Here is a 25329-nt window from a genome sequence, read left to right on the forward strand (position 1 = left end):
CAAACGGTCAGCAAACTGAAGAAGAGAAAAAAGCGGCTGAAGCAGAGAAAAAAGCCGCTGAAGAGGCTCTAAAAGCTGCCGAAGAGAGATTAAAAAAACTTGAAAATTTACAAGCTGATGAAAAAGCCCGTATTCCTCTAAGTGATAAAGTTTTCGGTGGTATTAGTGGGGAAATGAAAGATACTATTTCTGGTGGTACAATAAATCTTGAGAAAAATGAGTTAAATTCTGCATTAACAAATGACATTCGTGATCTAGCAATTAGAGATAAAGACGGTAGATTTGTGTATGTGCCTGTTGTTAGAAGAGCTAATATAGATCCAGATGGCTGGGACGATGAATACCGTGACCCATATCATATGGTAAAAGAGGGGCAGAGTATTTTAAGTAATTCTGATTTTCAGTCTAGTGCATTTGGTACATATTTTCATAATTTAACTGATAATCAATATTTCTACGCTCAAGGAAATCCAACAGCACTAGCACAAATCCCGACAGCAGGCAAAGTAGAGTACGATGGCGGTGCTGCTTATAAGAAAGATGGGGATGATAGTCAAAGAACTGGAATGACTGCTACAGCAGATTTTGCTAACAAAGTTATTGATATTAATATCAAAGAAAAACCTAATTTCGTACCAGAAATGAACTTTGGTGGTAAAATCACTGGAAACAGTTTTGCGGGTGAAGTGAATGGTATTAAAACTCAAGGCGGTTTCTTCGGTGAAAATGCCCAAGAAATGACAGGTTTATTTACTAATGAAGCAGATAAATCCCGTGGTGCATTTGGTGGGATTAAAAAATAACAGTCAGTAATTTATAAATCATAAAAAGGAAATATAACCTTGCCCCAACAAGGTTATATCCATTCAATTCAAGGATTAGGTTTTATAGTTTACAAACCTAATCCTTTTTGTTTAACTAAAATAGCAAAGCACGGGCGTTAAGTCCGTGCTTTAAACTTATCTTAAAATCAACCGCACTTTATTCTACGGTAACAGACTTCGCTAAGTTACGAGGTTGATCTACGTCAGTACCTTTAATTAAAGCCACATGATAAGAAAGCAACTGCATTGGGATGGTATAAAAAATCGGTGCAACGATATCATTGACTTTTGGCATCGTGATGATTTTCATTCCTTCACTTGGTGTAAAGCCCGCTTCTTTATCGGCAAATACATATAATTGGCCACCACGAGCACGAACCTCTTCAATATTCGACTTTACTTTCTCTAATAATTCATTATTTGGCGCCACAACAATTACCGGCATATCGGCATCAATCAACGCTAATGGACCATGTTTTAATTCTCCCGCCGCATACGCTTCCGCATGAATATAAGAAATCTCTTTCAATTTCAAAGAGGCCTCTACTGCTATTGGATAAAATGCTCCACGACCTAAGAAAAGCGCATGATGTTTTTCAGCAAAATCCTCAGCCAATGCTTCAATTTCTGTATCAAAAGCTAACGCTTTTTCAATTTCTGCAGGTAAAGATTGCATTGCTTTGATAATCTCATGCTCTTTTTCTGCAGAAATATGACCTTTAACTTTACCAAGTGCCGTCACCAACATTAATAACGCAGCGAGCTGTGTCGTAAATGCTTTTGTTGACGCCACCCCAACTTCAACACTGGCACGCGTCATAAATGCAAGATCTGATTCGCGAACTAGTGAAGATCCAGCAACATTACAAATTGTTAATGCTGCCATGTAGCCCTTTTCTTTCGCTAAACGAAGTGCGGCTAAAGTATCGGCTGTTTCGCCAGATTGAGAAAGTGTAATCAATAAGCTATTTGGACGGGTAACAAATTTGCGATAACGAAACTCTGATGCAATTTCAACATCACAGCTCACTCCAGCCAAAGATTCAAACCAATAACGCGCCACCATACCTGCATTATAGGATGTACCACAAGCAACAATTTGAATATGCTCAACTTTTTCTAAAATGCCTTTTGCACCATTACCGATTGAATCGACAATCACATTTTCATGATTGATACGCCCTTCCATTGTATTGATAAGTGCGGTTGGCTGTTCGTAAATTTCTTTCTGCATAAAATGACGGAATTTACCTTTCTCTGCTGCGTCATTTTCAAGATTAGATTCGTGAACTTCGCGATCAACTTTATTTCCGTAAGTATCATAAATATCAACTGTACGACGTGTAATTTCTGCAATATCCCCTTCTTCTAAAAAGATAAAACGGCGGGTAACACTTAAAAGTGCAAGTTGATCTGAAGCTAAGAAATTTTCACCAATACCTAAGCCAATCACTAGCGGACTACCAGAACGAGCCGCAACTAAATGTTCAGGATGACGGCTGTCCATTACCACCATACCATATGCGCCCGTGAGTTGTTTTACTGCTTTTTTCACAGCTTCTAAAAGTGAATCCGTACTACGCATTTCCCACTCAACGAGGTGAGCGATCACTTCAGTATCGGTTTGCGATAAAAAAACATAACCACGAGATTTTAATAATTCTCGAAGTTCTTCATGATTTTCAATAATACCATTATGTACTACTGCAAAAGTGCCTGACGCATGGGGATGAGCATTGGTTTCTGATGGTTCACCATGCGTCGCCCAACGCGTATGCGCAATCCCTGTACCACCAATCAATGGTTTCTCCGATACCGCCTCATCTAATGCTTTAACTTTACCTAAGCAGCGCACGCGTTGTAATTCATGATGTTCATTTACCACTGCAACGCCTGCAGAATCATAACCACGATATTCCAAACGATGTAAACCATTAATTAAGATTTCCGCTACATCACGTTGCGCTACCGCGCCGACAATACCACACATAAGTTTTCCTTATTGTTAATTAAATAAAAAATACGTCTACTTTTTTAACCGCACTTTATACGCAAATTACTTCTACGCCATGAGCTAAAATGGCTTGTTTATCTTGTTCTGACAATCCTGTATCAGTAATAAGCACATCAATTTGTTGCCAAGTTAATTCTAAATTTGGCATTTTTCGACCAATTTTCTGAGATTCCACCATCACAACGACTTCGCGAGAAACTTCCGCCATCACCTGGCTTAATCCTACAAGTTCATTAAAAGTCGTAGAACCTCGCGCTAAATCAATGCCATCGGCACCAATAAAAAGTTGGTCAAAATCGTAAGAACGTAGCACCTGCTCTGCTACTTTTCCTTGAAATGATTCCGAACGAGTATCCCAAGTTCCACCAGTCATCAGCAACGTTGGCTCATTTTCTAATGCTCTCAATTCTGTTGCTACCGAAAGTGAATTCGTCATTACAACTAAGCCTTGTTTTAAGTTAAGTTGCTTAATCAGAGCCGCCGTAGTACTTCCGCTATCTACGATAATACGGTTATGATCACGAATACGTTCGGCGGCGGCTTTCGCTATGACAAACTTTCGTTTCGTAAGTTCATCATTTTCGTTTTCATCCATAATTTCTTTTGGCATTAAAATTGCGCCGCCATATTTACGCAATAAAAAACCATTTGTTTCTAGCGCACTTAAGTCTTTACGAATAGTCACTTCAGATATATCAAAAAACTGCACGAGCTGTTCTACACTCACCTCACCCTGTTCTTGCAAAAGTTGCATAATTGTATGGCGACGTTGTTTAGTATTACGAGGCTGGCTACTTTTTTTCATAAAGCTATCCTTAAATGCAATAAATTTCGTTTCGAAAGTTTATTTAAAGAATATTGTTTTGTAAAGTAAATTTTAGGTAACAAAAAACCCTGCTAATTGGCAGGGTTTAAAATCATTCAAATGTTAATTATTTGATTGCATCTTTTAATGCTTTACCAGATACAAATGCTGGCACTTTAGATGCTGCGATTTTAATTTCAGCACCAGTTTGTGGGTTACGACCAGTACGTGCAGCACGTGCATTTACTTTGAATGTACCGAAACCGATTAATTGTACAGGTTCACCTTTTTTGAGGCTTGCAGTAATCGCGTCTAAAGTAGCTTCTAATGCAGCTTTAGCTTGTTTCTTGTTTAATTCTGCAGCACTTGCAATTGCATCAATTAAATCTGTTTTGTTCATAAATTTGTACCTTCTGTTAAATAAAAATTTGACTATTTAAAATACGCCAGCGGACCAGCCGCAAAAGCTGTGCAAAGGATAATCTAACTTTCTCTTAATTAAAAGAAAGATTTATAAAATTTGTGACGAATCTCACGTTATTGATGAAATTCTATACCAATATTAGATATCCCCTCGGCTCGGATCTCATTTTTTAAATCTAAAATTAATTCAATATCACGTTTTTCACATTCTTTAAGTAAACGATAAATCTGCCATTGCACATCGAGTTCAGCTTGAATATCTTCACTTTCTTTAAGTTCACTTTCCGACCAATCTCGCTCCGTTTCAGTCTCCAATAAACTCGTTACCGTACCTAAAGAAATTAAACTCATTTCCACCGCTCTTTCTAATGTTTCACCCGCGATAATAGCATGTAAAATTTCAGCTAAAGCCTGACAAGCATCTAACGCTGGCACAACACCAAAACTCTCGTAATCATTCACATCAGGAATAATCGTTTCCAATTTATCTAACTGATTTTCAAAGTTGATCTTCGCATCTTTAACCGTTAAATATTCCCACACCAAATTAAGAATATTTTGATACGTTTTGGTTTCAGCGTTAAGCTCGTTCATTTGACAGAACAATTTGAAATTTGGTGCCATACGTTCACATAAAGCAGCCATAAAAGTAAGATGTTGCCAACTTTCTAAGTTTTCTAAACGTTTATGAATCGGGTTTCGCATCTTATTTCCTTAATTCGTAAGAGTTGGAATATTTATGAATCGCATTTATTTTCCGCTTTACAGAGTTCAAGCGTCACATAAATTAATTTGCGAGCGATAGTACCTGTTGGCGGTAATTCTGGCAAGGGTTGATCATAAGAAAACCACTGCGCATCATGAATTTCACTTTCCTGCAAAGTAATTTCACCGCTCTCATAATCAGCCAGAAAACCGACCATTTGAGAATTTGGAAATGCCCAAGGCTGGCTACCAAAATAACGAATATTTTTTATCAAAATCCCGGTTTCCTCAAAAACCTCTCTCCGCACCGATTTTTCAAATGTTTCACCGACCTCTACAAAACCAGCAAGAGTAGTATACATTCCTCCGTTCGGGTGATAATGACGCTTGTGATTAGCAAGTAATATTTCTTTGCCACGTCGAACTGCAACAATAATGGATGGGCAAATTACAGGATAAGTGCGATACCCACAGTGAGTACATTGCACAGCGAGTTCTTCTTGAATTTGTTGTGTTTTATGGCCGCACTTTCCACAGAATTTATGAGTTTTTAGGAAATGATTAATTTCCACACCTCGGCTTAATACATGGAATTCATCCTCTGGCAGTGAAAGTAATCCTCGCAAACTTACATATTCTCGTTCATCACTTTCTTGCTCAGCCACAAGCCATAACGGATGATTTTTCCATTCACCGATTTGCATTGCCTGCAATCCTTCTATTCCAAGGGTTTTAGCCGTACCACAAGGCAACTCATTATTCAGCAAATAAAGATTCGAACTTTGAGTAACCAACCAATAACCAAAATCATCTGGATGAAGTGTTTTCATTTTTTACTCCATAAAAATAACCGCACTTTCAAAAGTGCGGTTATTATAAATCTTCTTTTTACCACTCACTAATAATAAGAGTGCTCTCCACGCTGATGTTCGGTTACATCTTTTGCACCTTTTAATTCATTAGGGAATAGGCTAATAAGTTGTTTTTCTACGCCATCTTTTAACGTAACGTCCACCATTGAGCAACCATTACAGCCACCACCAAATTGTAAAATTGCGTAACCATCTTCAGTAATTTCAATTAAGGTTATGCGTCCACCATGACTTGCAAGCTGTGGATTAATTTGAGTTTGTATCACATATTCAACACGTTCAATTAATGGCGCATCATCAGCCACCTTACGCATTTTGGCATTTGGTGCTTTTAAGGTAAGTTGCGCACCAAGCTCTTCAGTAACATAATCAATTTCTGCATCTTCTAAGAAAGGCAGACTGACCTCATCAATAAATGCAGAAAAAGTATCATATTTCATTTCAAAATCACTTTCTTCCACGGCATTCGGTGGGCAATAAGATACGCCACATTCCGCGTTAGGGGTGCCAGGATTAACGACGAAAATACGAATATTCGTTCCTTCTTCTTGGGTATCTAAAAGTTTTCGAAAATGCGCTTGTGCGGCATCAGAAATAGCGATTTGCTGAGTTGCTTGTTCCATAATAATGTCCTAAATACTTGAGAGAAAGTATCAGGAATAATACGCCCATCACGCTTTTTTTTCCAGTGCTTTATATTAAGCACGCGCTAGCCCCCACACTTGGATCTCCTCCACGCCCAATTTTCTCAACAATTTTGAGATTTCATTGAGTGTAGAACCAGTAGTAATTACATCATCCACCAACGCAACACGACGATAGGGAAATTCATTTTTCGAAACGGCAAGAGAAAAGGCATTTTTTAAATTCTGACGACGATCTTTTGCACTCAAACCACGTTGAGTATGGGTGTGTCTCACGCGTTTTACGATATTATTCAAATTAGGAATATCCAGCCAACGACTTAATTGCCGAGATAATAAATCTGCCTGATTATAACCTCGTCTCCACTGGCGAAAATGATATAAAGGCACTGGAATGATTGCTTCTGGCAATTTAAGTTGATGTGTTCGTTTAGCATCACGCACCGCAAGATATAAAAGCCGAGCCAAAGTGCGGTCAATCCAAAATTGATTTTGAAATTTAAAACGGTGAATCAATATAGAAAGTGGCTCAACATAATGCCCAATAATGACCATCTTATCCCAGCTAGGTTCTTGTTTAAGACAATTACCACAATGCTGCGCATAATATTGCAATTCCACACCACAATGTCCGCAATAAGGAAAAGATTTAATTTGTTTTTGGCAACATGAACATAGCCCATTTTTTGCGATATGAAGATTGCCACGACAGTGGATACAGCAAAAATTAAAAAAATTCATCGTCTAAAAAAGTTATTTTTTGCCCGCACTTTTTTGTTTCAACGCATCTAATGTTTCTCCAGCTTTTAAAATATGCGATGTCACAAAAATCACTAGCTCACGTTTTTGATGTCTTTCACTTTCTTTACTAAACAATCGTTTAATGCCAGGTATATCGCCAAGTACTGGCACTTTATCTTCGCTTTTCGTGATCGTATCGTGGAACACGCCGCCAAGCACAATAGTTTCCCCATCTTTGGCAAAAACTTGAGTATTAATTTCTTGCTTATCAATAGAAACCACCTCGTTTTGTCCATAAGCGACACGAGAACCTGGAGAGTTTTGGCTCACTAATAAATCAAGCAAAATATTGTTATCTTTAGAAATATGTGGCGTCACTTCCAAACCTAGCACCGCCTCACGGAATTCCACAGATTGCGTATCGTTACGAGTATTACTCACAACATAAGGAATTTCTGTACCCTGTTTAATACTCGCACTTTTCTTATTCGTAGTGAGTAAGCGGGGACTTGCGATAATTTCCACATTATTTTCACGCTCCAAAGCGCTCAATTCTAAATCAAGCAATCGACCATTAATTTTCGCGACTTGTAATGCTATCGAGCCAGCAGGTGTCGTCGTTGTCGCAAAATTTACATTAAGATTATCCGCAATATTTTCAAAGCCATTACCGGCTAAGCTGCCCGCTACACGCGCAGCATTTTCCGTTGGATTAAAAATCCCCCACCGAACGCCAAGTTCTTTCAAACTTTCATCCGTAATTGTCACAATACGCGCTTCAATAGCAATCTGCTCAATAGGCTTATCCATTTCAGAAATTAATTTTTTAATATTTTGCACAGAACGAGGTTCATCCTGAATAACCAGTAAATTACTGCGATCATCAAAGGTAATGCTCCCAGCTGGTGAAAGCAAAGAGCCACTTCCTGTGGTTAAAGATTTCATTAACTCGGAGGCCTTAGCAAAATGGAGTTTTACCGTGTGACTCACTAAGTGCGATTCATTTGTAGTAAGATTTCCTGCAATTTGACCTTTGCCTGGTTGCTCTCCATTAAGATAATAAATACCCTCATCTTTATTCAAAGTAAGCTTCTTACTTTTAGCAATTATTTGTAGCAAACGTGGCATATCAATATTGTCTAATTTCAACGAAATATTGCCTTCTAACGTCTCATCCATCACTAAATTTACATCATGTTGAAAAGCTAATTGCTCCAGTGTTTGGGCTAAAGGAGCCTGCGATAAACGAATAAAAAAACGTTCGTTATCAGTTTTGGGGTTAGCAAAAACGATTAATGGAAAACAAAAACACACTAAAAAATAACCGCACTTTAAAAGATATTTCTTCATAATCTTCCTTTAAAAACTTAATTCTTTCTGTTCAGTACTATCACATTGAGCACCAGACTTACGCATAAATTGAACTTTATTTTGATTGATTTTTGTTACAACATATCCTTCTTGAGCTACATCAACGCCCTCTAAAACGCTGTAAATTTGCAAATCCTGATCCAGCAATAACGCAAACGCTTTATCTTTAGAAATCACTACGCCCACCAATTTTAAAGCGTTCAAAGGAATTTCAGCTGCTTGGCGATTTTCATCAGCTCCGCATAGATTATTAGGTACATCTGAGGAAATTATTTCTGTCTGCTCCATTACTGTTTGTGCGTTATCAAACTGAGAATGGGTACGCTGTGTTTTATCGAAAGGATCTTGTCCCCAACTGCAATTCATAAAAAATAATATAATCAGGTAAAACCAATATTTCATTTTGTCTCCTTATCTAGCTGAAAAATGATCTCGGTTTGCAATGGGCTGTCTTCGAGCTTCATAAATTGCAACCGGCTTACAGAAAGCTGTGACGTATTAGCTAAAAGTGCGGTTAAAAATGTTTTCGTTTTTTCGAAATGCCCTGTAAGCTGTAAATGCAAAATGGGCTGTTGCCCCATTTCCCAACGTAAATGCTGAGATAAACCGTTACGCGCAGCTAAACGTTGAATTTGTTTATTCAAAGGCATAATTTGTGCAGCCAGTTCCGGAGAAAGTTTTCGACTTTCCGACTGCTGCTGTAAAGAGGTTAAAATTTTCTGTTGATGCAACAATTCTGAACGTTTCCCCGCTAACTCATTTTCGATTTCATGGAAACGTGAGTTCCCCTCGATATAATCTAAAACGGGACGAAAAATCACCGCACTTAATAGCAATAAAAAAGTTAAACTGTGCACATAAAAAGGCTGGCTTAGCCATTTTCCAAAAGGAGTAAAAGGATCGTTCAAAAAGGCTTTCACTTATCTTCTCCAACTTCTTCCACATCAAAGCGAAAAAACAATGTATGTTGCTCAGGCTGAACTTGACTTAATTTCACATTGGGGAAATATTGCTTTAAAAATTGATGTACCGACTCAAACTCCATTTGATCTTGCGCTCGACCTTCCAAACTTAAGTTATGACCATCTTGTTTAAATCGGTTTAATTCGCCTTTCTGAAGAGGCAATTCACTTAATCGTTGCAAACTATTTTGAACTTGCCCGTTCGTGAGAGATTGCAAAACTTCACCAACTTGCACCGCACTGCGTAACTGTTCAATTTGTATGGTAGTTTTATGAAGCTGTTGATTAAATTTTTCAAAAGACTTTTGCTGTGCCTGCAAATTTTGTTGCTGTTGTTCAATCAAATTGCTAAAAGCCAACATTAAATTAATAGCAAGCAAGATAAATAAAGCGATATAAAAAGCTAAACGACGTAAACGCTTTTGATGTTGATAAGTACGCCAAGGCAATAAATTCATCGACATTTAGCTACTCACTTTTTGTTGATGTAAATCTTTTTGCCACAGCGCATTGCCAAGTGCGATAAAAGGTAAATCCGTTTCTACTCGCTGCCAGTTTTCTGGTAATGGTGTATGACTTGAGGGAATTTGATACACAAAAACTTGTTCAAGTTGCCCTTCAAAACGTTCGGTAAATTGCTCATAAAGTGCGGTCAAATTTTCGTGAGATTGTAAAATTTGCGATTGCTGAGATCTTTCACAAATCGCCAAACAATAGTCATCTTCTTGAAATAAAAATAAGGTATTTTCTGACCGCACTTGTTCATTCAACAAATACTGAAATGCACGCAAGATGCTATGAGGAAGAACATCTAACACATTAATTTTAAATGGTTGAAAGTCCTGCAGATAAGTTTGCGCACTCGCCTCTCGAATTGCTGTAATCTCTAAACGAAAACCTTGCTTTAACGGAGTAGAAATATAATCAAACCACAATTCCTCTAAAGGAATGGGCAACTCTTTCTCAATCACAAATTTACATTGTTGATGACATTCTTGAGCATTTAATATTTGCGGCAACATTAATACTTTCGACCAAGTCAAGTGAGCAGAAATACTTGCCACAAACTGCAAAGAAAAGGTTTTACCTTGAGATTGTGTTTTTAAATGTCGCAAAAAACGATTTTTAAAATCACGCTCATTGACAAAGGCTTGATAACATTGTGGCTGTTCAAGTTCATCAAACCACACAAAATCAAAATAACCCTGCTTACGATGAACGCCGATTTGTAAAGTGCGGTGATTTTTCAAGGAGAATTGCATATTCTTTCCTATTCTTTAAAGGCTGAATCTTTTATACTTAGCAGACCAAATCATAGGTCTCTTGACAAGAATATTCATTAACGAAGCGAGAATTTTACGATGCGGATCGCAAAATTAATATTTAGCACCCTATTAACTTTATGTATTTTAGGTTTAGTCGCAGGCGGAATGCTGTATTTCCACCTAAAATCAGAATTGCCTTCAGTAGAAGCATTAAAAACCGTTGAATTACAACAGCCAATGCAGATTTATACGGCCGATGGTAAATTAATTGGTGAAGTGGGTGAGCAACGACGTATTCCAGTGAAATTAGCAGATGTGCCACAACGCTTAATTGATGCATTTTTAGCGACGGAAGACAGTCGTTTTTACGATCATCACGGATTAGACCCTATCGGCATTGCACGTGCGTTATTTGTTGCAGTGAATAATGGTGGCGCATCACAAGGTGCAAGTACGATCACCCAACAATTAGCGCGTAACTTTTTCTTAACTCCAGAAAAAACTATAATTCGTAAAGCTCGTGAAGCAGTACTTGCGGTGGAAATTGAAAATACCCTCACCAAACAAGAAATCTTAGAGCTTTATTTAAATAAAATCTTTTTAGGCTATCGTTCTTATGGTGTTGCAGCGGCTGCGCAAACCTATTTCGGTAAATCATTAAATGAATTGACCTTATCAGAAATGGCCATTATCGCAGGCTTACCAAAAGCACCTTCAACCATGAATCCGCTTTATTCTTTAAAACGTTCTGAAGAACGCCGCAATGTGGTGCTAGGCCGAATGTTAGATGAAAAATACATAAGCAAAGAAGAATATGATGCCGCATTAAAAGAGCCAATCATCGCGAGTTATCATGGTGCAAAATTTGAATTTCGTGCGGATTATGTCACTGAAATGGTACGCCAAGAAATGGTTCGCCGTTTTGGTGAAGAAAATGCCTACACCAGTGGTTATAAAGTATTTACCACTGTACTTTCAAAAGACCAAGCGGAAGCTCAAAAAGCCGTACGTAACAACTTAATTGATTACGATATGCGTCGTGGGTATCGTGGTGGTGCGCCTTTATGGCAAAAAAATGAAGCTGCTTGGGATGATGAGCGTATTCTAGCGTTTTTACGTAAATTGCCAGATTCTAACCCATTTATTCCAGCAGCAGTGGTTGGAATGGCAAAAGGTGATGCGGATCTATTATTAGCATCAGGTGAAAAAATAACGCTCTCCACTAATGCAATGCGTTGGACTGGTAGAAGTAATCCCGTAAAAGTAGGTGAGCAAATTTGGATTCGTCAACGCACTAATGGTGAATGGCAATTAGGACAAATTCCAGCAGCTAACTCTGCGTTAGTATCTCTTAACTCAGATAATGGTGCGATTGAAGCCATTGTTGGTGGCTTTAGCTATGAACAAAGTAAGTTCAACCGTGCGACACAATCCTTAGTTCAAGTGGGTTCTTCTATCAAACCATTTATTTACGCTGCAGCATTAGAAAAAGGCTTAACGCTTTCTAGCGTATTACAAGACAGCCCAATTTCTATTCAAAAACCAGGACAAAAATTGTGGCAACCAAAAAACTCACCTGATCGTTACGATGGTCCAATGCGGTTACGCGTAGGATTAGGTCAATCCAAAAATATGATTGCTATTCGTGCTATCCAGACGGCAGGTATTGATTTCACAGCAGAATTTTTACAACGTTTTGGTTTTAAACGTGATCAATATTTTGCAAGTGAAGCCTTAGCGCTTGGCGCAGCCTCTTTCACACCATTAGAAATGGCTAGAGCTTATGCGGTGTTTGATAATGGAGGCTTCCTCATTGAACCTTATATCATTGAAAAAATTCAAGATAACACGGGTAAAGATCTATTTGTTGCAAACCCTAAAATTGCTTGTATTGAGTGTAATGATATCCCTGTGATTTATGGTGAAACGAAAGATAAAATCAACGGCTTTGCGAATATTCCTTTAGGTGAAAATGCCTTAAAACCATCAGATGACAGTACAAACGGTGAAGAAGTTGATCAACAACCTGAAACTGTGCCTGAATTGCCAGAATTACAGTCGAATGTCACCGCACTTAAAGAAGATGCGATTAATTTAATGGCGGATGCAAAAAATGGTTCATCTAAAACTGAATATGCCCCTCGAGTAATCAGTGGTGAGTTAGCATTTTTAATCCGCAGCGCCTTAAATACTGCGATTTATGGTGAACAAGGTTTAGACTGGAAAGGAACTAGCTGGCGTATCGCACAAACGATTAAACGTGGCGATATAGGTGGAAAAACAGGTACTACCAACAGTTCAAAAGTGGCTTGGTATGCAGGATTTGGTGCAAACTTAGTAACCACAACTTATGTCGGGTTTGATGATAACAAACGTGTACTTGGGCGTGGAGAAGCAGGTGCAAAAACTGCAATGCCAGCTTGGGTCGCTTACATGAAAACTGCATTGAGCGACAAACCAGAACGTAAATTACCATTACCACCCAAAATTATGGAAAAAAGTATTGATACTATGACAGGTTTGCTTTCTCCATCTGGTGGACGAAAAGAATACTTTATTGTAGGTACTGAACCGACACGCACCTATCTTTCGGAAATGCAAGAGCGTGGTTATTATGTTCCTACAGAGTTACAGCAACGCTTAAATAATGAAGGTAATACGCCAACGCCTGCTGCACAACCAGAAGAACTCTTCTAAAAATGACCGCACTTTAAGTGCATAATCAGGCGAGTCAATTGGCTCGCCTTCGTTATTAAACAAAGGATATATTATGCTGAGTTATCGTCACTCATTCCATGCGGGCAATCATGCTGATGTCTTAAAACATATCGTCTTAATGCTTATTTTGGAAAACCTTAAACTTAAAGAAAAAGGCTTTTTTTATTTGGATACACACTCTGGTGTAGGTCGTTATCGTTTATCCTCAAACGAATCAGAAAAAACAGGGGAATATAAAGAAGGTATTGGACGTCTGTGGGATCAAACAGACTTACCCGAAGATGTTGCACGTTATGTAAAAATAATCAAAAAACTCAATTATGGTGGCAAAGAACTACGTTATTACGCTGGCTCACCGTTAATTGCTGCTGAATTGTTGCGCCCACAAGATCGCGCACTATTGACTGAACTTCATCCTAGCGATTATCCAATCCTTCGAAATAATTTTAGCGACTACAAAAATGTCACCGTAAAATGTGACAATGGCTTTCAACAAGTCAAAGCAACGCTACCTCCAAAAGAACGCCGTGGCTTGGTGCTAATCGATCCGCCCTATGAATTAAAAGAAGATTATGATCTTGTTGTCAAAGCCGTTGAAGAAGGCTATAAGCGTTTTGCCACTGGTACCTACGCGATTTGGTATCCTGTTGTATTACGTCAACAAACTAAACGTATTTTTAAGGGATTAGAAGCAACGAGGATTAGAAAAATTCTAAAAATTGAGCTCGCTGTTCGCCCTGATAGCGATCAACGAGGTATGACGGCAAGCGGTATGGTGGTAATTAATCCACCTTGGACATTAGAAACCCAAATGAAAGAAATTTTGCCTTATCTCACAAAAACATTAGTTCCAGAAGGTACAGGAAGCTGGATTGTCGAATGGATTACACCAGAATAACCATCTCTTCCCATTCTAAACCCTACTAAATTTCACCGCACTTTACTTCAAAAGTGCGGTGAAATTTTCTGAGATTTTAAATACCCCAAATCATTAACCCCACTGTTCCCAAAAGCCCATTTTTTCGCTAGAATGCACGCAATTTTGACTTAATAAAGGATAACATTATGTTTGGAAAAGGCGGTTTAGGCGGCTTAATGAAACAAGCCCAACAAATGCAAGAAAAAATGCAAAAAATGCAGGAAGAAATCGCGCAACTAGAAGTAACGGGTGAATCTGGTGCAGGTTTAGTGAAAATCACAATTAATGGTGCACATAACTGCCGTCGCATTGACATTGATCCGTCTTTAATGGAAGACGATAAAGAAATGTTAGAAGATTTAATCGCGGCCGCTTTTAACGATGCGGTACGTCGTGCAGAAGAATTACAAAAAGAAAAAATGGCATCGGTTACCGCTGGAATGCCATTACCTCCGGGAATGAAGTTTCCGTTTTAATTATTAGGCGCGTGAATATAAGATTCTCGCGTCATCTCTCAGTTTCCTCTCATTAAATCACTATGCAAAGCAGCCCACTTTTAGAACATCTTATTGAAAACTTACGTTGTCTTCCTGGCGTAGGGCCTAAATCTGCGCAACGTATGGCTTATCATCTTTTACAGCGTAATCGTAGCGGTGGAATGAATTTAGCGCGAGCACTCACAGAAGCCATGTCTAAAATTGGCCATTGTTCACAATGTCGAGACTTTACGGAAGAAGACACTTGCAACATTTGCAATAATCCACGCCGTCAAAACTCAGGTTTGCTTTGTGTCGTTGAAATGCCAGCAGATATTCAAGCGATTGAGCAAACGGGGCAATTTTCAGGACGTTATTTTGTTTTAATGGGACACTTATCACCACTTGATGGCATTGGACCTCGTGAAATTGGCTTAGATTTACTGCAAAAACGTTTAGTAGAAGAATCTTTCCACGAAGTGATTCTTGCTACAAACCCAACAGTGGAAGGCGACGCAACAGCAAACTACATCGCTGAGATGTGCCGCCAACATAATATCAAAGTGAGTCGTATCGCTCATGGTATTCCTGTCGGTGGTGAACTGGAAACTGTGGACGGCACAACGCTTACTCACTCTTTTCTTGGTCGTCGTCAAATCGACTAATCTTCTCATACCATTATGCGTTTATTTATCGCCGAAAAACCAAGCTTAGCCCGCGCTATTGCTGACGTGCTCCCAAAGCCCCATCAACGTGGGGATGGTTTTATTAAATGTGGCGATAATGATGTGGTAACTTGGTGTGTAGGGCATTTGCTCGAGCAAGCAGAACCCGATGCCTATGATCCTAAATTCAAACAATGGCGTTTAGAACATCTCCCAATCATTCCAGAAAAATGGCAACTTTTACCGCGAAAAGAAGTAAAAAAACAACTTTCCGTGGTAGAAAAACTAATCCATCAAGCTGATACACTCATTAATGCAGGAGACCCTGATAGAGAAGGACAATTACTTGTAGATGAAGTGTTCAGTTATGCCAATTTATCTGCCGAAAAACGCGATAAAATTTTACGCTGCTTGATTAGCGACCTAAATCCAAGTGCGGTAGAAAAAGCGGTTAAAAAATTACAATCCAACCGTAACTTTATTCCTCTTGCTACCTCAGCACTCGCACGAGCTCGCGCCGATTGGCTTTATGGCATTAATATGACCAGAGCCTATACCATTCGTGGCAGACAAACTGGCTATGATGGCGTGCTTTCGGTTGGGCGAGTGCAAACCCCAGTGTTAGGCTTAATTGTACGTCGAGATTTGGAAATTGAACACTTCCAACCCAAAGACTTTTTTGAAGTACTAGCTTGGATTAATCCAGAGAATAAAGAAGAAAAAACTCAGGAGAAATCAACCGCACTTTTTAGTGCCTTATGGCAACCTAGCAAAGCTTGTGAAGATTACCAAGATGATGACGGCAGGGTGCTCTCTAAAGGATTAGCAGAAAACGTTGTAAAACGTATTACAAATCAACCTGCAGAAGTAACCGAATACAAAGACGTTCGTGAAAAAGAAACGGCGCCCTTGCCTTATTCCCTTTCTGCGTTACAAATTGATGCAGCAAAGCGATTCGGCATGTCCGCTCAAGCCGTATTAGATACGTGCCAACGCCTATATGAAACTCATCGTTTAATTACTTATCCGCGTTCTGATTGTCGCTATTTGCCCGAAGAACATTTTGCCGAACGACACAATGTACTAAATGCAATTTCAACCCATTGTGAAGCTTATCAACGCTTACCAAATGTTATTTCAACAGAACAAAAAAATCGCTGTTGGAATGATAAAAAAGTAGAGGCTCACCATGCAATCATTCCGACTGCCAAAAATCGCCCAGTAAATCTAACACAAGAAGAACGTAATATTTACAACCTTATCGCTCGCCAATATTTAATGCAATTTTGTCCTGACGCAGAATATCGTAAAAGCAAAATCACATTAAATATCTCCGGAGGTACTTTTATAGCTCAAGCGCGAAATTTACAAACGGCTGGGTGGAAAGAATTGTTAGGCAAAGAAGACGAAACAGAAAATCAAGAACCCTTATTACCAATAGTAAAGAAAGGACAAATTTTGCATTGTGAACGAGGAGAAGTGATGAGTAAAAAAACTCAGCCACCAAAGCCTTTCACCGATGCAACCTTACTTTCAGCAATGACGGGGATTGCACGGTTTGTACAGGATAAAGATCTAAAAAAAATCCTGCGAGAAACCGATGGATTGGGCACAGAGGCTACTCGCGCTGGCATCATTGAATTACTTTTTAAACGCGGTTTTTTAACGAAAAAAGGGCGAAATATTCATAGCACGGAAACAGGAAGAATTTTAATTCAGGCATTACCAGATATTGCCACCCAACCAGACATGACGGCTCATTGGGAATCGCAACTCACAGACATTAGTCAAAAACAAGCAACCTATCAGCAATTTATGCATAACTTGAATCAAATGTTGCCTGATTTAGTCCGTTTTGTAGATCTTAATGCATTAAGACAATTAAGCCGCATTAAAATGATTAAATCCGATAGAGCGAAACCTAAAAGTGCGGTAAAAAAATCGAGTAAATCAAACGGTCAAACTGATTAAAGTTAAACCAATTAATATTTTTTTTATGCAAAGCACTTGCGAGAAAATTGAATTTTCTATAACATTCACGACCAGTTTTCTTGCAAAATTGCAAATTAGAGAGAAAAAATGTATCAAGTTCTTTTATTTATTTATGTTGTTGTCGCGATTGCCTTGATCGGGTTTATTCTCGTTCAACAAGGTAAAGGAGCGAACGCTGGCGCATCTTTTGGTGGTGGCGCATCAGGTACAATGTTTGGCTCTGCTGGTGCAGGTAACTTTTTAACACGTACTAGCGCGATTTTAGCAACCGCATTTTTTGTTATTGCTCTTGTTTTAGGTAACATGAATTCACATAAAGGCAATATTCAAAAAGGTGCTTTTGACGATTTATCACAAGCTGCCGAGCAAGTTCAACAACAAGCAGCTCCAGCGAAAGACAATAAAAATAGCGACATCCCACAATAAAATAGGATTAGCATAAAAAATTAACGCTCTGGTGGTGGAATTGGTAGACACGCTATCTTGAGGGGGTAGTGACCACAGGTCGTGCGAGTTCAAGTCTCGCCCAGAGCACCATTTGACTAAACAAAGCCCCGCGAAACTAATCGCGGGGTTTTGTTTTATCCAGGTTTCACAAGGGTTTATAGCACTTTCACCCCTCATATCTAATCGTCTCTAATTGTCTTTAATCGCAAATTTTAGTAACCAAAATAGTAACCAAAACTTATAATGGTTACTAAAACCTTATCAGTGAAATTACAAGATGGCCAGAATAGTAAAACCTTTATCTCCGACTGAAATCAAAAATGCTAAACCAAAAGAGAAAGAATATACCCTATCTGATGGTGAGGGCTTATTGCTGCTAATCTTACCTAGTGGTTCTAAAAGCTGGCGATTTAACTACGCTAGACCGCTCACTGGGAAAAGAACAAAAATGGCCTTAGGCGGTTATCCAGAATTATCATTAGCAGATGCTCGTGCTAAACGTGAAGAATATCGTGCGTTACTTGCGAAAGGTATCGATCCACAAGAAGAAAAAATCCGCATCCAACAAGAATATGAAAACCGTTTAAAAGATACGTTCCATTCTGTTGCAGAAAGTTACTTTAATGGTATCTACAAAGAAAAAGCTAAAAATCCAGAAACACGAGAAAAGAATTGGGAACGATTGAAAAATCATATCTTCCCTTATATTGGAGATAAGCATGTATCAGAAATAAAAGTAAAAGAGTTAGTTAGCATTTATGAAAAAATAGCAGATAGAAGTAACACACTCAAAAAAATCCACCAGCTTGTCGGCGCAATTATGGATCATGCAATAACAAAAGGTATCATAGAAAGCCATAACTGCAGATTGGCCGTGAAAAACTTCTATATAAAATCCTCTACACCACATCCCACTATTAAACTTGATGAACTCTCAAAATTATTCCAAGACTTAGAAAATGCTCGTATAGGGAAAAAAACCTATTTATTAATTTGTTGGTCATTCTTAACTGCATTACGACCAAAAGAGGCGGTAAATGCGGAATGGTCAGAAATTGATTTTGATAATAAGCTATGGAATATCCCCAAAGAAAAAATGAAAGGACAAGCAGACAAAAAACGACCGCATACTGTGCCTTTATCTTCACAAGCTATTCAGCTTTTAGAAGTGATGAAACTGTTTTCAGAAAATAGCTCTTTTGTTTTTGCTGGCCGCTCATCAAAAAATCAACCCATGAATAAAGCCACCGTAAATGTTGCTCTAAAACGTATCGGCTATAAAGATAAATTAACTGCTCACGGCATCCGTGCGTTTATTAAAACATTCTTAGCCTCTCATAAAGTTGAACGCAATGTATCTGAAACTATTCTCTCTCATTTATTAGAAGGCGGAGACGACTTAGAAAATACTTACAATCGATATAATTATTTAGAAGAAAGAAAACCCATAATGCAGCTTATCGGTGATTATTGTGAATCTTGCGGAATGAACTTAAATTTATAATTAGTATATTAAAAAAGTTTTTTATAGGTTTTAGTCTTCACCTCTTCACCTTTGGTGTTTTTTATTTGTAAATCAATGATTTAAGTGGTGAAGGCCACCCATTTAACCCTTCACCAAGTCTTCACCAAAAGGTGAACACTCAATAAAAAAGCGGGATTTAACCCGCTATTTTTAACTAAACATTTCATTTCGAAAACTATCAAAATCCTTAAAATGGATATTTGTCCTGCGTCCAGTTTTGGTATGTCTCTTGATGAAATCATGTTTATTGCCATTCTGTTTTAAGGCTTGCTCAACCCCAATTACAAAATTGTTCAGCCCTAATTCACCGATATTCATCGCCTTTGTATAGGCTAAATATGCTGGGTAAAGGTGCGTTCTTATTTTGTCTAATCCCATGTTTGTAACACCAATAAAAAGCCCATCTGTTTGTTCTGTCGTGTAGAAATAACCAAAGAAATCTGTAAGTGGATCAGATAGTTTTTTTACTTCTAACGCCTCCTGACTTTCCATTTGTGCTTTTAAAGCCTTTTTCGCATCACTTGGATCAGGGAATGAATCAAACACCTTGCGAATAATTCCGCCCACTTCTAGAGTGATTTTATCCATAAAATGCGGATCACGTTCATCTTCTGGTACTATCTTTTTGAAGTCAAAAATAACACGTCTTCGATCAACTCCACCAGAACGCTCTGTAAATGAACAAGGCCTATTATTTATCAGCATAACTAGAGCCGTGATTTTTACATCAAATGGATCTTGATAATTATATCTCACCCTTACAGTGTCCCCTCCAGTGATAGATTTTAAACCGCTGCCGTCTCCAGCATATTTTGATTGCTCAGGGCATAAAATCAGCGTTTTATTTTCAAGTCCAGATAGTCCGCGCTCATCATCAAACTTTTCTAAGTTACTTGATGCAGTGTTTTTTACACCAGCCAATAAAGTGGCGATACTGGCAAACACAGATTTCCCACTTCCCCCTTTTCCTGTAATTTCAAAGAACATTTGCCAGTTATAACGGTTGGTTAAGATCGCATATAAAACGGCTAGAATATTTCTTGCTTTCTCTTTGTTTCCATCAGATACAAAGCTCAACCATTTGTCAAAGTGCGGTGTATCTGTAGCATGCTTATCATACTTATGAGGAATACAAGAGGTTAGCCAGTTTTGCCGATTATGCGATTCAAATTCCATTGTATTGCGATTTAACACACCATTCTCAAAGGCTATCAAATCGTTAGACATTTCTCCCATTCTTGGCAATTGGGCTTTTAATGTCTTGATTAACCGATCAATTGTAGAATCGCTGTAGTTAAATTCATTTTCATCAAGAAATTTAACTGCTTTCTCTTCCAAATCATCATTTTCTTGTTTATTCCACGTTTTACCATCATAAGCATAGATTTCTCTGCAACCACGCTGTAGTGCCATATCTAAATTTAACCACTTTTGAAAGGCTCGTGATTTTTTGTTCGTTCCGTCTTTTTCTTTTAATTTCTCTGGCGGTGCTAATTGCTCTGCGAGATCTGCAGTCTCTTTATCATTGCGTAAGCGTTGAATATAAGCACTTAAATCTTCTTTAGTCTGCGCTGCTGCATCAAGAAGTTTGACATCTATCGCATTAGAGTTTTTAGCTAAGTTTTGACAAATAGCCGTTATTTCAGCTTGTGCTAGTTCACCATATTGAATAAGTTTTACTGATTGTTGATCTTCTTTTACTATGCGAATAGAAGAAATATTCTCTAATTGTTTTTCAGCAAGAATAACTGGTTTTATAGTGCTGTCTAATCCGTGAATTAAAGAACATAACAAGAGCCATTCTTCACCCTTTCCATTATCCCATGCTTGCCAGGCTTTACGCCCAGCAAGAATAAAAATATCAGAGTAAGGTTCATGAATTTGATCCGCAAGGTGCGGTGCATTAATTAATCGTGCCATTATTCACCCCTTTAATCACTCCGTTTTCAATAGCATTGATACGGTCAGCAATCACCTCTTGAAAGTATTTAAAGGTTTTAACTAAAGAGAGCGCTATGCTATTTTTCAGCAATCCATCAATAATCTCATCATTAGTTAAAGTTGCTACTATTTCTTCTGGATTAGATGAAGGTGGTTTCGGTGCCATTTGTAATAAATGCTTATTGACCATTAAGAGTTCATCATGAAGAATCTTTAATTCATCAATATTCATTGCTGGACAATCAGCCAATTCCTCAGCTAATACTTCTATTGCTCCACTTAAATAAGGTAAAGACGAATGAAAGGTTTCACCTTTATTTTCAAGCATATTTCGATAACTCATTGCGATCGCTTTTAATTCGAGAGCACTTAATTTCGAATAGTCTAGTTTTTGATTCATATCCATCTTATTTACCCTCACTAACGATTAAGTTTTTCTCATTTTTGAGTAAAACCACAGAATTAACATATTCAACTTGTAACTGCTCAATCTGTTTTATCACTTCACCGAACTTATGGATTAAGTAGTCATTAGCTTGATTAAAGTTTCTGATTGTTTCTTGGTTATTTGAGCTAAGTTTTGCACCTTGCGCCTTAACCATTTCATTAAATAACTTTCCGCCTGTTTTTAATCTCACCACTAGATCAGTAAGTTCATCTCTAAACTTGATTTTGTGATGGAAGTCATCAGGATAGACTTCTAAACATTTACGGTTGCTATCTAAAATCAGTTTGAATTGGCGTGTAAGCTGGCTACATTTAAAGGCTAATGGATTAGCACATAGTTTCCCTTGATATTTGTTTTTGGTCTCGCTACCTACGTTTCCTTGCGTATTTTTAACCAGTCCAGAATTGGGCTGGTTGGCACTTTTAACGAGCTCATTTTTGAGCTTGTTACTTTTGCCGTTGTTCGCTTTCCATTGTTGAAGTTGTTGCATTGGGTTACTTGGTTTCATGTTGTGCCACCTTTCTAATTGTTGCTGCTTTCTTGATTTGTTCGATTGATGCCGCCAGACCTTTGTAGTGTCCAGAGTGTAGATAATCTTCTGCAAAGGCTAAGAATTGTTTAATCCGTTTGTAAGATTTCTCTAACTGCTCGGGTGTCGGTGTATATGGTGCTTTGAATGCTTTGATTTTTTTAGCTTTCATTGTCTTCCCCTTTCAAAACCGAGATCACTTCTAACACTCGGCTGCAAATATCGGCTTGTCCTATTTCGTGCTTACATCTGATTTTTGCCTGTAACGCCTCTCTAAGCGTGCCATATTTGCCCGCTATGAATTGGCTGCCATCGTCATAAACAAAGATTAATTGATAAGGTAGGTTTACTTGCTCAGTCATTGCTTTCCTCCTGTAAACCTTCAATAAAAGCTATGCGTTCTTCCATATCAACCTTGATATAGCTCAATAGGTTCTTAATACCTTTGATAGTGTAGGCAATATCAAAAGAATCCATTTCATCGAACACATCAGGGTTGATATATAACGCCAATAACATGCTTTCTAATTGACTTAATCCATCCATCTGGAGCTTTAACAAATTAATCTGGCATTGTTCTACTTGGATAATGCGGTTAGCCATGTGCCACCTCCATTGCAGCAGAGGTTGAAAGGGTAGGAAGTGCGGCTAAAGTGCGGTCATTTTGAGGATTGATTCTCGCCACCACCGCAATAAAACGATAATCAGCAGATAGGCTCAAACGTGCCTGTTCTTCGGTGGTAGAATTAAGGGATATGACGCATAAGTTAAAATGCGATTGTGTGCGATTGACGCAAAGAAATTTGTAGATCATTTCTGCGGTGTCCTTTATTTGATTTTTAGGAACTACCGCTAGACTTTCCACGGTCGGGCGGTAGAGCGTAACAAGGTGGAAAACTGCCAATAAAGGAAGACAGCCAGTCAAAGACTGCTCATTACGCTCTACCATTGAGAGAATGATCGGATTTAGATTGAAAACAAAATCCGCATATTCTTGAGGTGTGCGAATGTTACGAACAAAAAAAGCACGGTTTTGTGGCGTGCTATCGTTCGCCTTTATTAAATTCAGCTTTCCACGGCTGGCAATCACTTTTTCTAATTGCGGGAAAATAATGCCAAATTTCACCGCACTTTGTAAAGGGTTTAAGTTGTAAAAATTTTCATTATTGATATAATATTTATGAATTAAGTTCATTTTAATTTCCTGTTTGAATTTAATTGCTTGTTTAAATACGTTTCTAGTTACGCCATAGTTTCTTTTTCCTCACTATGGCGTCTTTTCTATTAAGCACGTGCAGCCTTCTGTTCTTCAATCCATTGATTCACTTCTTCTAAATCCCAACGGACAAAGTTTTGTGAAAAGCGGATTGGTTGAGGGAATTTCTTAGCTTTTACAAGCTCGTTGAGTTTGGTGCGACCAAAGCCAACAATATGGCAAGCGGTTTCACCAGAGATTAGTTTTTGTTGTGGGTTTAATTTCAGATTTAATTTTTGAGCTTCGTTCATCTCGTAACCTCTATAATTGTTGATTAATGACATTGAGCTATTTAATAACTCGATTGGTTGCGTAACGTTACGAGAGATAGAGTAATAAAAATTTTTAGGCATGAATAAAGCCCTATGCGATAAAAGATAGGGCTTTATTGAAACGGATATATCCTATGCTAGGAGGGGATATTAGATTCCCTGTAACCAATTTGTTCTAATTGTCTTTAATGAATAGGCCTTTACATTTGAATCTTTCTTATTAGCAGTTTGCAGCTCTTTGAAAATTCTTTCTGCGAAAGCATTTTTGCTTGGTGTTTTTCCTTCTTTTAATTTTTGATTTTTATAACTTTTCCATTTATTTATCACCATTTCCTTCATTCTTTTATTTTCACGGTGTCTCGCATCTGCTGCTTTCTTTTTAATTTCTTTTTGGACATCCAGTTTAATCGTCTCAACTTCTAAGGAGTACTTCATATCTTTTGCGGCAATATAAATCCAGAATGCTTGATATTGTTTATCGTTATTAAAACTATTATCTTTAAAAAAACTATCTCCATTTATAAATCTATCTATATAGTCTAAAGCCATGATAGCCATAATTTGATAATTTTTAATTCCATCTATTAATCCGGTATCTCTATAATTTATTTCCAATAACCATTCTAAAGTAGAAGAATCATAATCTGAATCTCTTGTTTCAACATTAAAATCTTCCATAATTAAATTAATATCGGGCCCATATTCATCCTTAGTGATCATGGTTAGATATGGATTGTATGAAGAATAATAGCCATCTTCATCTTCTTCATATTCTACAAATTCCATTGCATTTTTTATCGCATTATCCAACTCTTCTTGATAATACATATCAATAGTTTCATCTATCCATGCTTGAGTGTCTTTAATTTCTTTTAGGGTTAGATTAGAAAGCAATTCTTCTATTTCATAGGCAAGGCGAGATAATTCACTGCTAATTTTTTTACCTAACGTTCTTCTAATATCTGTAAAAAAATCTTCTTTTTCTTTCATAAAATACCCCTTTCGCATTTGCCCTTATTGGTAGGAGCGCATCAACAAAGTAAGGTGCTTTGCTTTCGGGGATCAGCCTAGATGCGCTTTATTTGATTAATTATTTTTTTAAATTGATAGTGATATTGCCTAATCGAGTTTCTTTTCCGTCATTTCCAATATGCGTTATTGTTCCGCTAATGAACGGTTTATTTTCCTCTTGTTTTTGTAAAATCCGTTGAATGATAGGGCGTTGTAATTCCTGTTCTGCCCAGCTGGATAATGTTTCGTCTTGTTCTAGCGGTTTTGGTTTCTCTTTTATCTTGTATATTAGATAACAAAAGAAGGCGATAGCGCCTATTAGAAAAGCCAGTAAAAGCCATTTTAATATTGGCCAAAAGATGAAAACCAACAAGCCAACAAAAAGCAATATGGCTAAAAATAACAAAAAATCTAAAGCAGAAAATACAAATGAACCAAATGCGGATAAAACGGATTTAATCATTCTTTCCCCCTTGTCGTTCTGTTTGTTTCTTGCTCTATTTTA

General features: G+C 37.9%; 30 protein-coding genes and 1 tRNA gene. 9 read left to right on the forward strand and 22 right to left on the reverse strand.

Going from position 1 to position 25329, the window contains the following annotated elements; translation table 11 throughout:
- On the forward strand, positions 1-803 hold an 803-nt coding region (locus tag AAX18_RS05420; RefSeq protein ID WP_046953205.1), incomplete at its 5' end, for a transferrin-binding protein-like solute binding protein.
- Between the two features lie 178 nt (positions 804-981).
- Here the strand turns inward: AAX18_RS05420 and glmS are convergent.
- The 12 genes from glmS to AAX18_RS05480 all read right to left on the reverse strand — a co-directional run bounded on the left by glmS (position 982) and on the right by AAX18_RS05480 (position 10623).
- Positions 982-2814: a glutamine--fructose-6-phosphate transaminase (isomerizing) gene (gene glmS / locus AAX18_RS05425; protein WP_046953206.1), complete on the reverse strand. Its 1833-nt coding sequence runs from the start codon at positions 2812-2814 to the stop codon at positions 982-984.
- A 55-nt stretch (positions 2815-2869) separates the two neighbouring features.
- Complete coding sequence (locus AAX18_RS05430) at positions 2870-3643, reverse strand: DeoR/GlpR family DNA-binding transcription regulator (RefSeq protein ID WP_046953207.1); 774 nt, start codon at positions 3641-3643, stop codon at positions 2870-2872.
- Positions 3644-3770: 127 nt separating this feature from the next.
- Entirely contained in the window at positions 3771-4043 is a 273-nt protein-coding gene (locus AAX18_RS05435) for an HU family DNA-binding protein (RefSeq protein ID WP_046953208.1), read from the reverse strand.
- Between the two features lie 137 nt (positions 4044-4180).
- Positions 4181-4771: a YjaG family protein gene (locus AAX18_RS05440; protein ID WP_046953209.1), complete on the reverse strand. Its 591-nt coding sequence runs from the start codon at positions 4769-4771 to the stop codon at positions 4181-4183.
- Between the two features lie 32 nt (positions 4772-4803).
- Positions 4804-5601, reverse strand: a complete 798-nt coding sequence (gene nudC / locus AAX18_RS05445; protein WP_046953210.1) for an NAD(+) diphosphatase — start codon at positions 5599-5601, stop codon at positions 4804-4806.
- A 68-nt stretch (positions 5602-5669) separates the two neighbouring features.
- Positions 5670-6266, reverse strand: coding sequence for a Fe-S biogenesis protein NfuA (nfuA, locus tag AAX18_RS05450; protein WP_046953211.1), 597 nt, complete (start codon positions 6264-6266; stop codon positions 5670-5672).
- Between the two features lie 75 nt (positions 6267-6341).
- Positions 6342-7028 (reverse strand): ComF family protein, encoded by a 687-nt coding sequence (locus AAX18_RS05455; RefSeq protein WP_046953212.1) that lies wholly within the window; start codon positions 7026-7028, stop codon positions 6342-6344.
- Positions 7029-7040: 12 nt separating this feature from the next.
- On the reverse strand, positions 7041-8378 hold the full coding sequence (locus AAX18_RS05460; RefSeq protein WP_046953213.1) for a type IV pilus secretin PilQ family protein: 1338 nt from the start codon (positions 8376-8378) through the stop codon (positions 7041-7043).
- Between the two features lie 9 nt (positions 8379-8387).
- Positions 8388-8801, reverse strand: coding sequence for a pilus assembly protein PilP (locus AAX18_RS05465; protein WP_046953214.1), 414 nt, complete (start codon positions 8799-8801; stop codon positions 8388-8390).
- The gene (gene comC, locus AAX18_RS05470; protein WP_046953215.1) at positions 8798-9319 is read right to left on the reverse strand and encodes a competence protein ComC; all 522 of its coding nucleotides are present in this window, start codon (positions 9317-9319) and stop codon (positions 8798-8800) included. The genes AAX18_RS05465 and comC overlap by 4 nt, the downstream gene beginning before the upstream one ends.
- Positions 9316-9825 (reverse strand): competence protein B, encoded by a 510-nt coding sequence (locus AAX18_RS05475; RefSeq protein WP_046953216.1) that lies wholly within the window; start codon positions 9823-9825, stop codon positions 9316-9318. Before AAX18_RS05475 ends, comC begins: the two co-directional genes overlap by 4 nt.
- Positions 9826-10623, reverse strand: a complete 798-nt coding sequence (locus AAX18_RS05480) for a type IV pilus biogenesis protein PilM (RefSeq protein WP_046953217.1) — start codon at positions 10621-10623, stop codon at positions 9826-9828.
- A 99-nt stretch (positions 10624-10722) separates the two neighbouring features.
- Between AAX18_RS05480 and AAX18_RS05485 the strand changes: the two genes are divergently transcribed.
- The 8 genes from AAX18_RS05485 to AAX18_RS05520 all read left to right on the forward strand — a co-directional run bounded on the left by AAX18_RS05485 (position 10723) and on the right by AAX18_RS05520 (position 19347).
- Entirely contained in the window at positions 10723-13323 is a 2601-nt protein-coding gene (locus AAX18_RS05485; RefSeq protein WP_046953218.1) for a penicillin-binding protein 1A, read from the forward strand.
- A 73-nt stretch (positions 13324-13396) separates the two neighbouring features.
- Positions 13397-14242, forward strand: coding sequence for a 23S rRNA (adenine(2030)-N(6))-methyltransferase RlmJ (locus AAX18_RS05490; RefSeq protein ID WP_046953219.1), 846 nt, complete (start codon positions 13397-13399; stop codon positions 14240-14242).
- A gap of 167 nt (positions 14243-14409) precedes the next feature.
- The gene (locus AAX18_RS05495; RefSeq protein ID WP_005629464.1) at positions 14410-14739 is read left to right on the forward strand and encodes a YbaB/EbfC family nucleoid-associated protein; all 330 of its coding nucleotides are present in this window, start codon (positions 14410-14412) and stop codon (positions 14737-14739) included.
- 62 nt (positions 14740-14801) lie between these two features.
- Positions 14802-15404 (forward strand): recombination mediator RecR, encoded by a 603-nt coding sequence (gene recR, locus AAX18_RS05500; RefSeq protein WP_005626527.1) that lies wholly within the window; start codon positions 14802-14804, stop codon positions 15402-15404.
- A 15-nt stretch (positions 15405-15419) separates the two neighbouring features.
- The gene (locus AAX18_RS05505) at positions 15420-17375 is read left to right on the forward strand and encodes a DNA topoisomerase III (RefSeq protein WP_046953220.1); all 1956 of its coding nucleotides are present in this window, start codon (positions 15420-15422) and stop codon (positions 17373-17375) included.
- 108 nt (positions 17376-17483) lie between these two features.
- Entirely contained in the window at positions 17484-17822 is a 339-nt protein-coding gene (secG, locus tag AAX18_RS05510) for a preprotein translocase subunit SecG (protein ID WP_046939867.1), read from the forward strand.
- A gap of 25 nt (positions 17823-17847) precedes the next feature.
- Positions 17848-17933, forward strand: a tRNA-Leu gene (locus AAX18_RS05515).
- Positions 17934-18120: 187 nt separating this feature from the next.
- Complete coding sequence (locus AAX18_RS05520) at positions 18121-19347, forward strand: tyrosine-type recombinase/integrase (RefSeq protein WP_046953221.1); 1227 nt, start codon at positions 18121-18123, stop codon at positions 19345-19347.
- A 171-nt stretch (positions 19348-19518) separates the two neighbouring features.
- Here AAX18_RS05520 and AAX18_RS05525 read toward each other — a convergent pair whose 3' ends face one another.
- The 10 genes from AAX18_RS05525 to AAX18_RS05570 all read right to left on the reverse strand — a co-directional run bounded on the left by AAX18_RS05525 (position 19519) and on the right by AAX18_RS05570 (position 25287).
- Positions 19519-21288, reverse strand: coding sequence for a DNA primase family protein (locus AAX18_RS05525; protein ID WP_046953222.1), 1770 nt, complete (start codon positions 21286-21288; stop codon positions 19519-19521).
- The gene (locus AAX18_RS05530) at positions 21272-21715 is read right to left on the reverse strand and encodes a hypothetical protein (RefSeq protein ID WP_052748876.1); all 444 of its coding nucleotides are present in this window, start codon (positions 21713-21715) and stop codon (positions 21272-21274) included. Before AAX18_RS05530 ends, AAX18_RS05525 begins: the two co-directional genes overlap by 17 nt.
- A 1-nt stretch (position 21716) precedes the next feature.
- The gene (locus tag AAX18_RS05535; RefSeq protein ID WP_046953223.1) at positions 21717-22265 is read right to left on the reverse strand and encodes a hypothetical protein; all 549 of its coding nucleotides are present in this window, start codon (positions 22263-22265) and stop codon (positions 21717-21719) included.
- The gene (locus AAX18_RS05540) at positions 22252-22458 is read right to left on the reverse strand and encodes a hypothetical protein (protein ID WP_005629564.1); all 207 of its coding nucleotides are present in this window, start codon (positions 22456-22458) and stop codon (positions 22252-22254) included. The genes AAX18_RS05535 and AAX18_RS05540 overlap by 14 nt, the downstream gene beginning before the upstream one ends.
- Positions 22448-22648, reverse strand: a complete 201-nt coding sequence (locus AAX18_RS05545) for a hypothetical protein (protein WP_046953224.1) — start codon at positions 22646-22648, stop codon at positions 22448-22450. The genes AAX18_RS05540 and AAX18_RS05545 overlap by 11 nt, the downstream gene beginning before the upstream one ends.
- Positions 22641-22889, reverse strand: coding sequence for a hypothetical protein (locus AAX18_RS05550; RefSeq protein ID WP_046953225.1), 249 nt, complete (start codon positions 22887-22889; stop codon positions 22641-22643). Before AAX18_RS05550 ends, AAX18_RS05545 begins: the two co-directional genes overlap by 8 nt.
- Entirely contained in the window at positions 22882-23481 is a 600-nt protein-coding gene (locus AAX18_RS05555) for a host cell division inhibitor Icd-like protein (protein ID WP_230599549.1), read from the reverse strand. Before AAX18_RS05555 ends, AAX18_RS05550 begins: the two co-directional genes overlap by 8 nt.
- 89 nt (positions 23482-23570) lie before the next feature.
- Positions 23571-23792 carry a helix-turn-helix transcriptional regulator gene (locus AAX18_RS05560; protein WP_005760675.1) on the reverse strand — a complete coding sequence of 74 codons (222 nt, stop codon included), beginning with the start codon at positions 23790-23792 and terminating at the stop codon, positions 23571-23573.
- Between the two features lie 171 nt (positions 23793-23963).
- A complete protein-coding gene (locus AAX18_RS05565; protein ID WP_046953226.1) occupies positions 23964-24803 on the reverse strand; it encodes a hypothetical protein in 840 nt (279 codons plus the stop codon).
- 100 nt (positions 24804-24903) lie between these two features.
- Complete coding sequence (locus tag AAX18_RS05570) at positions 24904-25287, reverse strand: hypothetical protein (protein ID WP_046953227.1); 384 nt, start codon at positions 25285-25287, stop codon at positions 24904-24906.
- Positions 25288-25329: the final 42 nt, after the last annotated feature.

It is taken from the genome of Haemophilus haemolyticus (assembly GCF_001008205.1).
GTDB classification, from domain to species: domain Bacteria; phylum Pseudomonadota; class Gammaproteobacteria; order Enterobacterales; family Pasteurellaceae; genus Haemophilus; species Haemophilus haemolyticus_Q.

What these genes read in the sequence shown, in the direction of transcription:
- AAX18_RS05560 (WP_005760675.1), bottom strand. Translation starts at nt 23,792, where the DNA reads ATGAACGAAGCTCAAAAATTAAATCTGAAATTAAACCCACAACAAAAA.
- AAX18_RS05550 (WP_046953225.1), bottom strand. Translation starts at nt 22,889, where the DNA reads ATGGCTAACCGCATTATCCAAGTAGAACAATGCCAGATTAATTTGTTA.
- AAX18_RS05495 (WP_005629464.1), top strand. Translation starts at nt 14,410, where the DNA reads ATGTTTGGAAAAGGCGGTTTAGGCGGCTTAATGAAACAAGCCCAACAA.
- AAX18_RS05505 (WP_046953220.1), top strand. Translation starts at nt 15,420, where the DNA reads ATGCGTTTATTTATCGCCGAAAAACCAAGCTTAGCCCGCGCTATTGCT.
- AAX18_RS05440 (WP_046953209.1), bottom strand. Translation starts at nt 4,771, where the DNA reads ATGCGAAACCCGATTCATAAACGTTTAGAAAACTTAGAAAGTTGGCAA.
- AAX18_RS05460 (WP_046953213.1), bottom strand. Translation starts at nt 8,378, where the DNA reads ATGAAGAAATATCTTTTAAAGTGCGGTTATTTTTTAGTGTGTTTTTGT.
- AAX18_RS05525 (WP_046953222.1), bottom strand. Translation starts at nt 21,288, where the DNA reads ATGGCACGATTAATTAATGCACCGCACCTTGCGGATCAAATTCATGAA.
- AAX18_RS05520 (WP_046953221.1), top strand. Translation starts at nt 18,121, where the DNA reads ATGGCCAGAATAGTAAAACCTTTATCTCCGACTGAAATCAAAAATGCT.
- glmS (WP_046953206.1), bottom strand. Translation starts at nt 2,814, where the DNA reads ATGTGTGGTATTGTCGGCGCGGTAGCGCAACGTGATGTAGCGGAAATC.
- AAX18_RS05430 (WP_046953207.1), bottom strand. Translation starts at nt 3,643, where the DNA reads ATGAAAAAAAGTAGCCAGCCTCGTAATACTAAACAACGTCGCCATACA.
- AAX18_RS05465 (WP_046953214.1), bottom strand. Translation starts at nt 8,801, where the DNA reads ATGAAATATTGGTTTTACCTGATTATATTATTTTTTATGAATTGCAGT.
- nfuA (WP_046953211.1), bottom strand. Translation starts at nt 6,266, where the DNA reads ATGGAACAAGCAACTCAGCAAATCGCTATTTCTGATGCCGCACAAGCG.
- AAX18_RS05490 (WP_046953219.1), top strand. Translation starts at nt 13,397, where the DNA reads ATGCTGAGTTATCGTCACTCATTCCATGCGGGCAATCATGCTGATGTC.
- AAX18_RS05455 (WP_046953212.1), bottom strand. Translation starts at nt 7,028, where the DNA reads ATGAATTTTTTTAATTTTTGCTGTATCCACTGTCGTGGCAATCTTCAT.
- AAX18_RS05535 (WP_046953223.1), bottom strand. Translation starts at nt 22,265, where the DNA reads ATGAAACCAAGTAACCCAATGCAACAACTTCAACAATGGAAAGCGAAC.
- AAX18_RS05555 (WP_230599549.1), bottom strand. Translation starts at nt 23,481, where the DNA reads ATGAACTTAATTCATAAATATTATATCAATAATGAAAATTTTTACAAC.
- AAX18_RS05530 (WP_052748876.1), bottom strand. Translation starts at nt 21,715, where the DNA reads ATGGATATGAATCAAAAACTAGACTATTCGAAATTAAGTGCTCTCGAA.
- AAX18_RS05540 (WP_005629564.1), bottom strand. Translation starts at nt 22,458, where the DNA reads ATGAAAGCTAAAAAAATCAAAGCATTCAAAGCACCATATACACCGACA.
- nudC (WP_046953210.1), bottom strand. Translation starts at nt 5,601, where the DNA reads ATGAAAACACTTCATCCAGATGATTTTGGTTATTGGTTGGTTACTCAA.
- recR (WP_005626527.1), top strand. Translation starts at nt 14,802, where the DNA reads ATGCAAAGCAGCCCACTTTTAGAACATCTTATTGAAAACTTACGTTGT.
- AAX18_RS05565 (WP_046953226.1), bottom strand. Translation starts at nt 24,803, where the DNA reads ATGAAAGAAAAAGAAGATTTTTTTACAGATATTAGAAGAACGTTAGGT.
- AAX18_RS05435 (WP_046953208.1), bottom strand. Translation starts at nt 4,043, where the DNA reads ATGAACAAAACAGATTTAATTGATGCAATTGCAAGTGCTGCAGAATTA.
- AAX18_RS05480 (WP_046953217.1), bottom strand. Translation starts at nt 10,623, where the DNA reads ATGCAATTCTCCTTGAAAAATCACCGCACTTTACAAATCGGCGTTCAT.
- AAX18_RS05475 (WP_046953216.1), bottom strand. Translation starts at nt 9,825, where the DNA reads ATGTCGATGAATTTATTGCCTTGGCGTACTTATCAACATCAAAAGCGT.
- secG (WP_046939867.1), top strand. Translation starts at nt 17,484, where the DNA reads ATGTATCAAGTTCTTTTATTTATTTATGTTGTTGTCGCGATTGCCTTG.
- AAX18_RS05485 (WP_046953218.1), top strand. Translation starts at nt 10,723, where the DNA reads ATGCGGATCGCAAAATTAATATTTAGCACCCTATTAACTTTATGTATT.
- AAX18_RS05570 (WP_046953227.1), bottom strand. Translation starts at nt 25,287, where the DNA reads ATGATTAAATCCGTTTTATCCGCATTTGGTTCATTTGTATTTTCTGCT.
- AAX18_RS05545 (WP_046953224.1), bottom strand. Translation starts at nt 22,648, where the DNA reads ATGACTGAGCAAGTAAACCTACCTTATCAATTAATCTTTGTTTATGAC.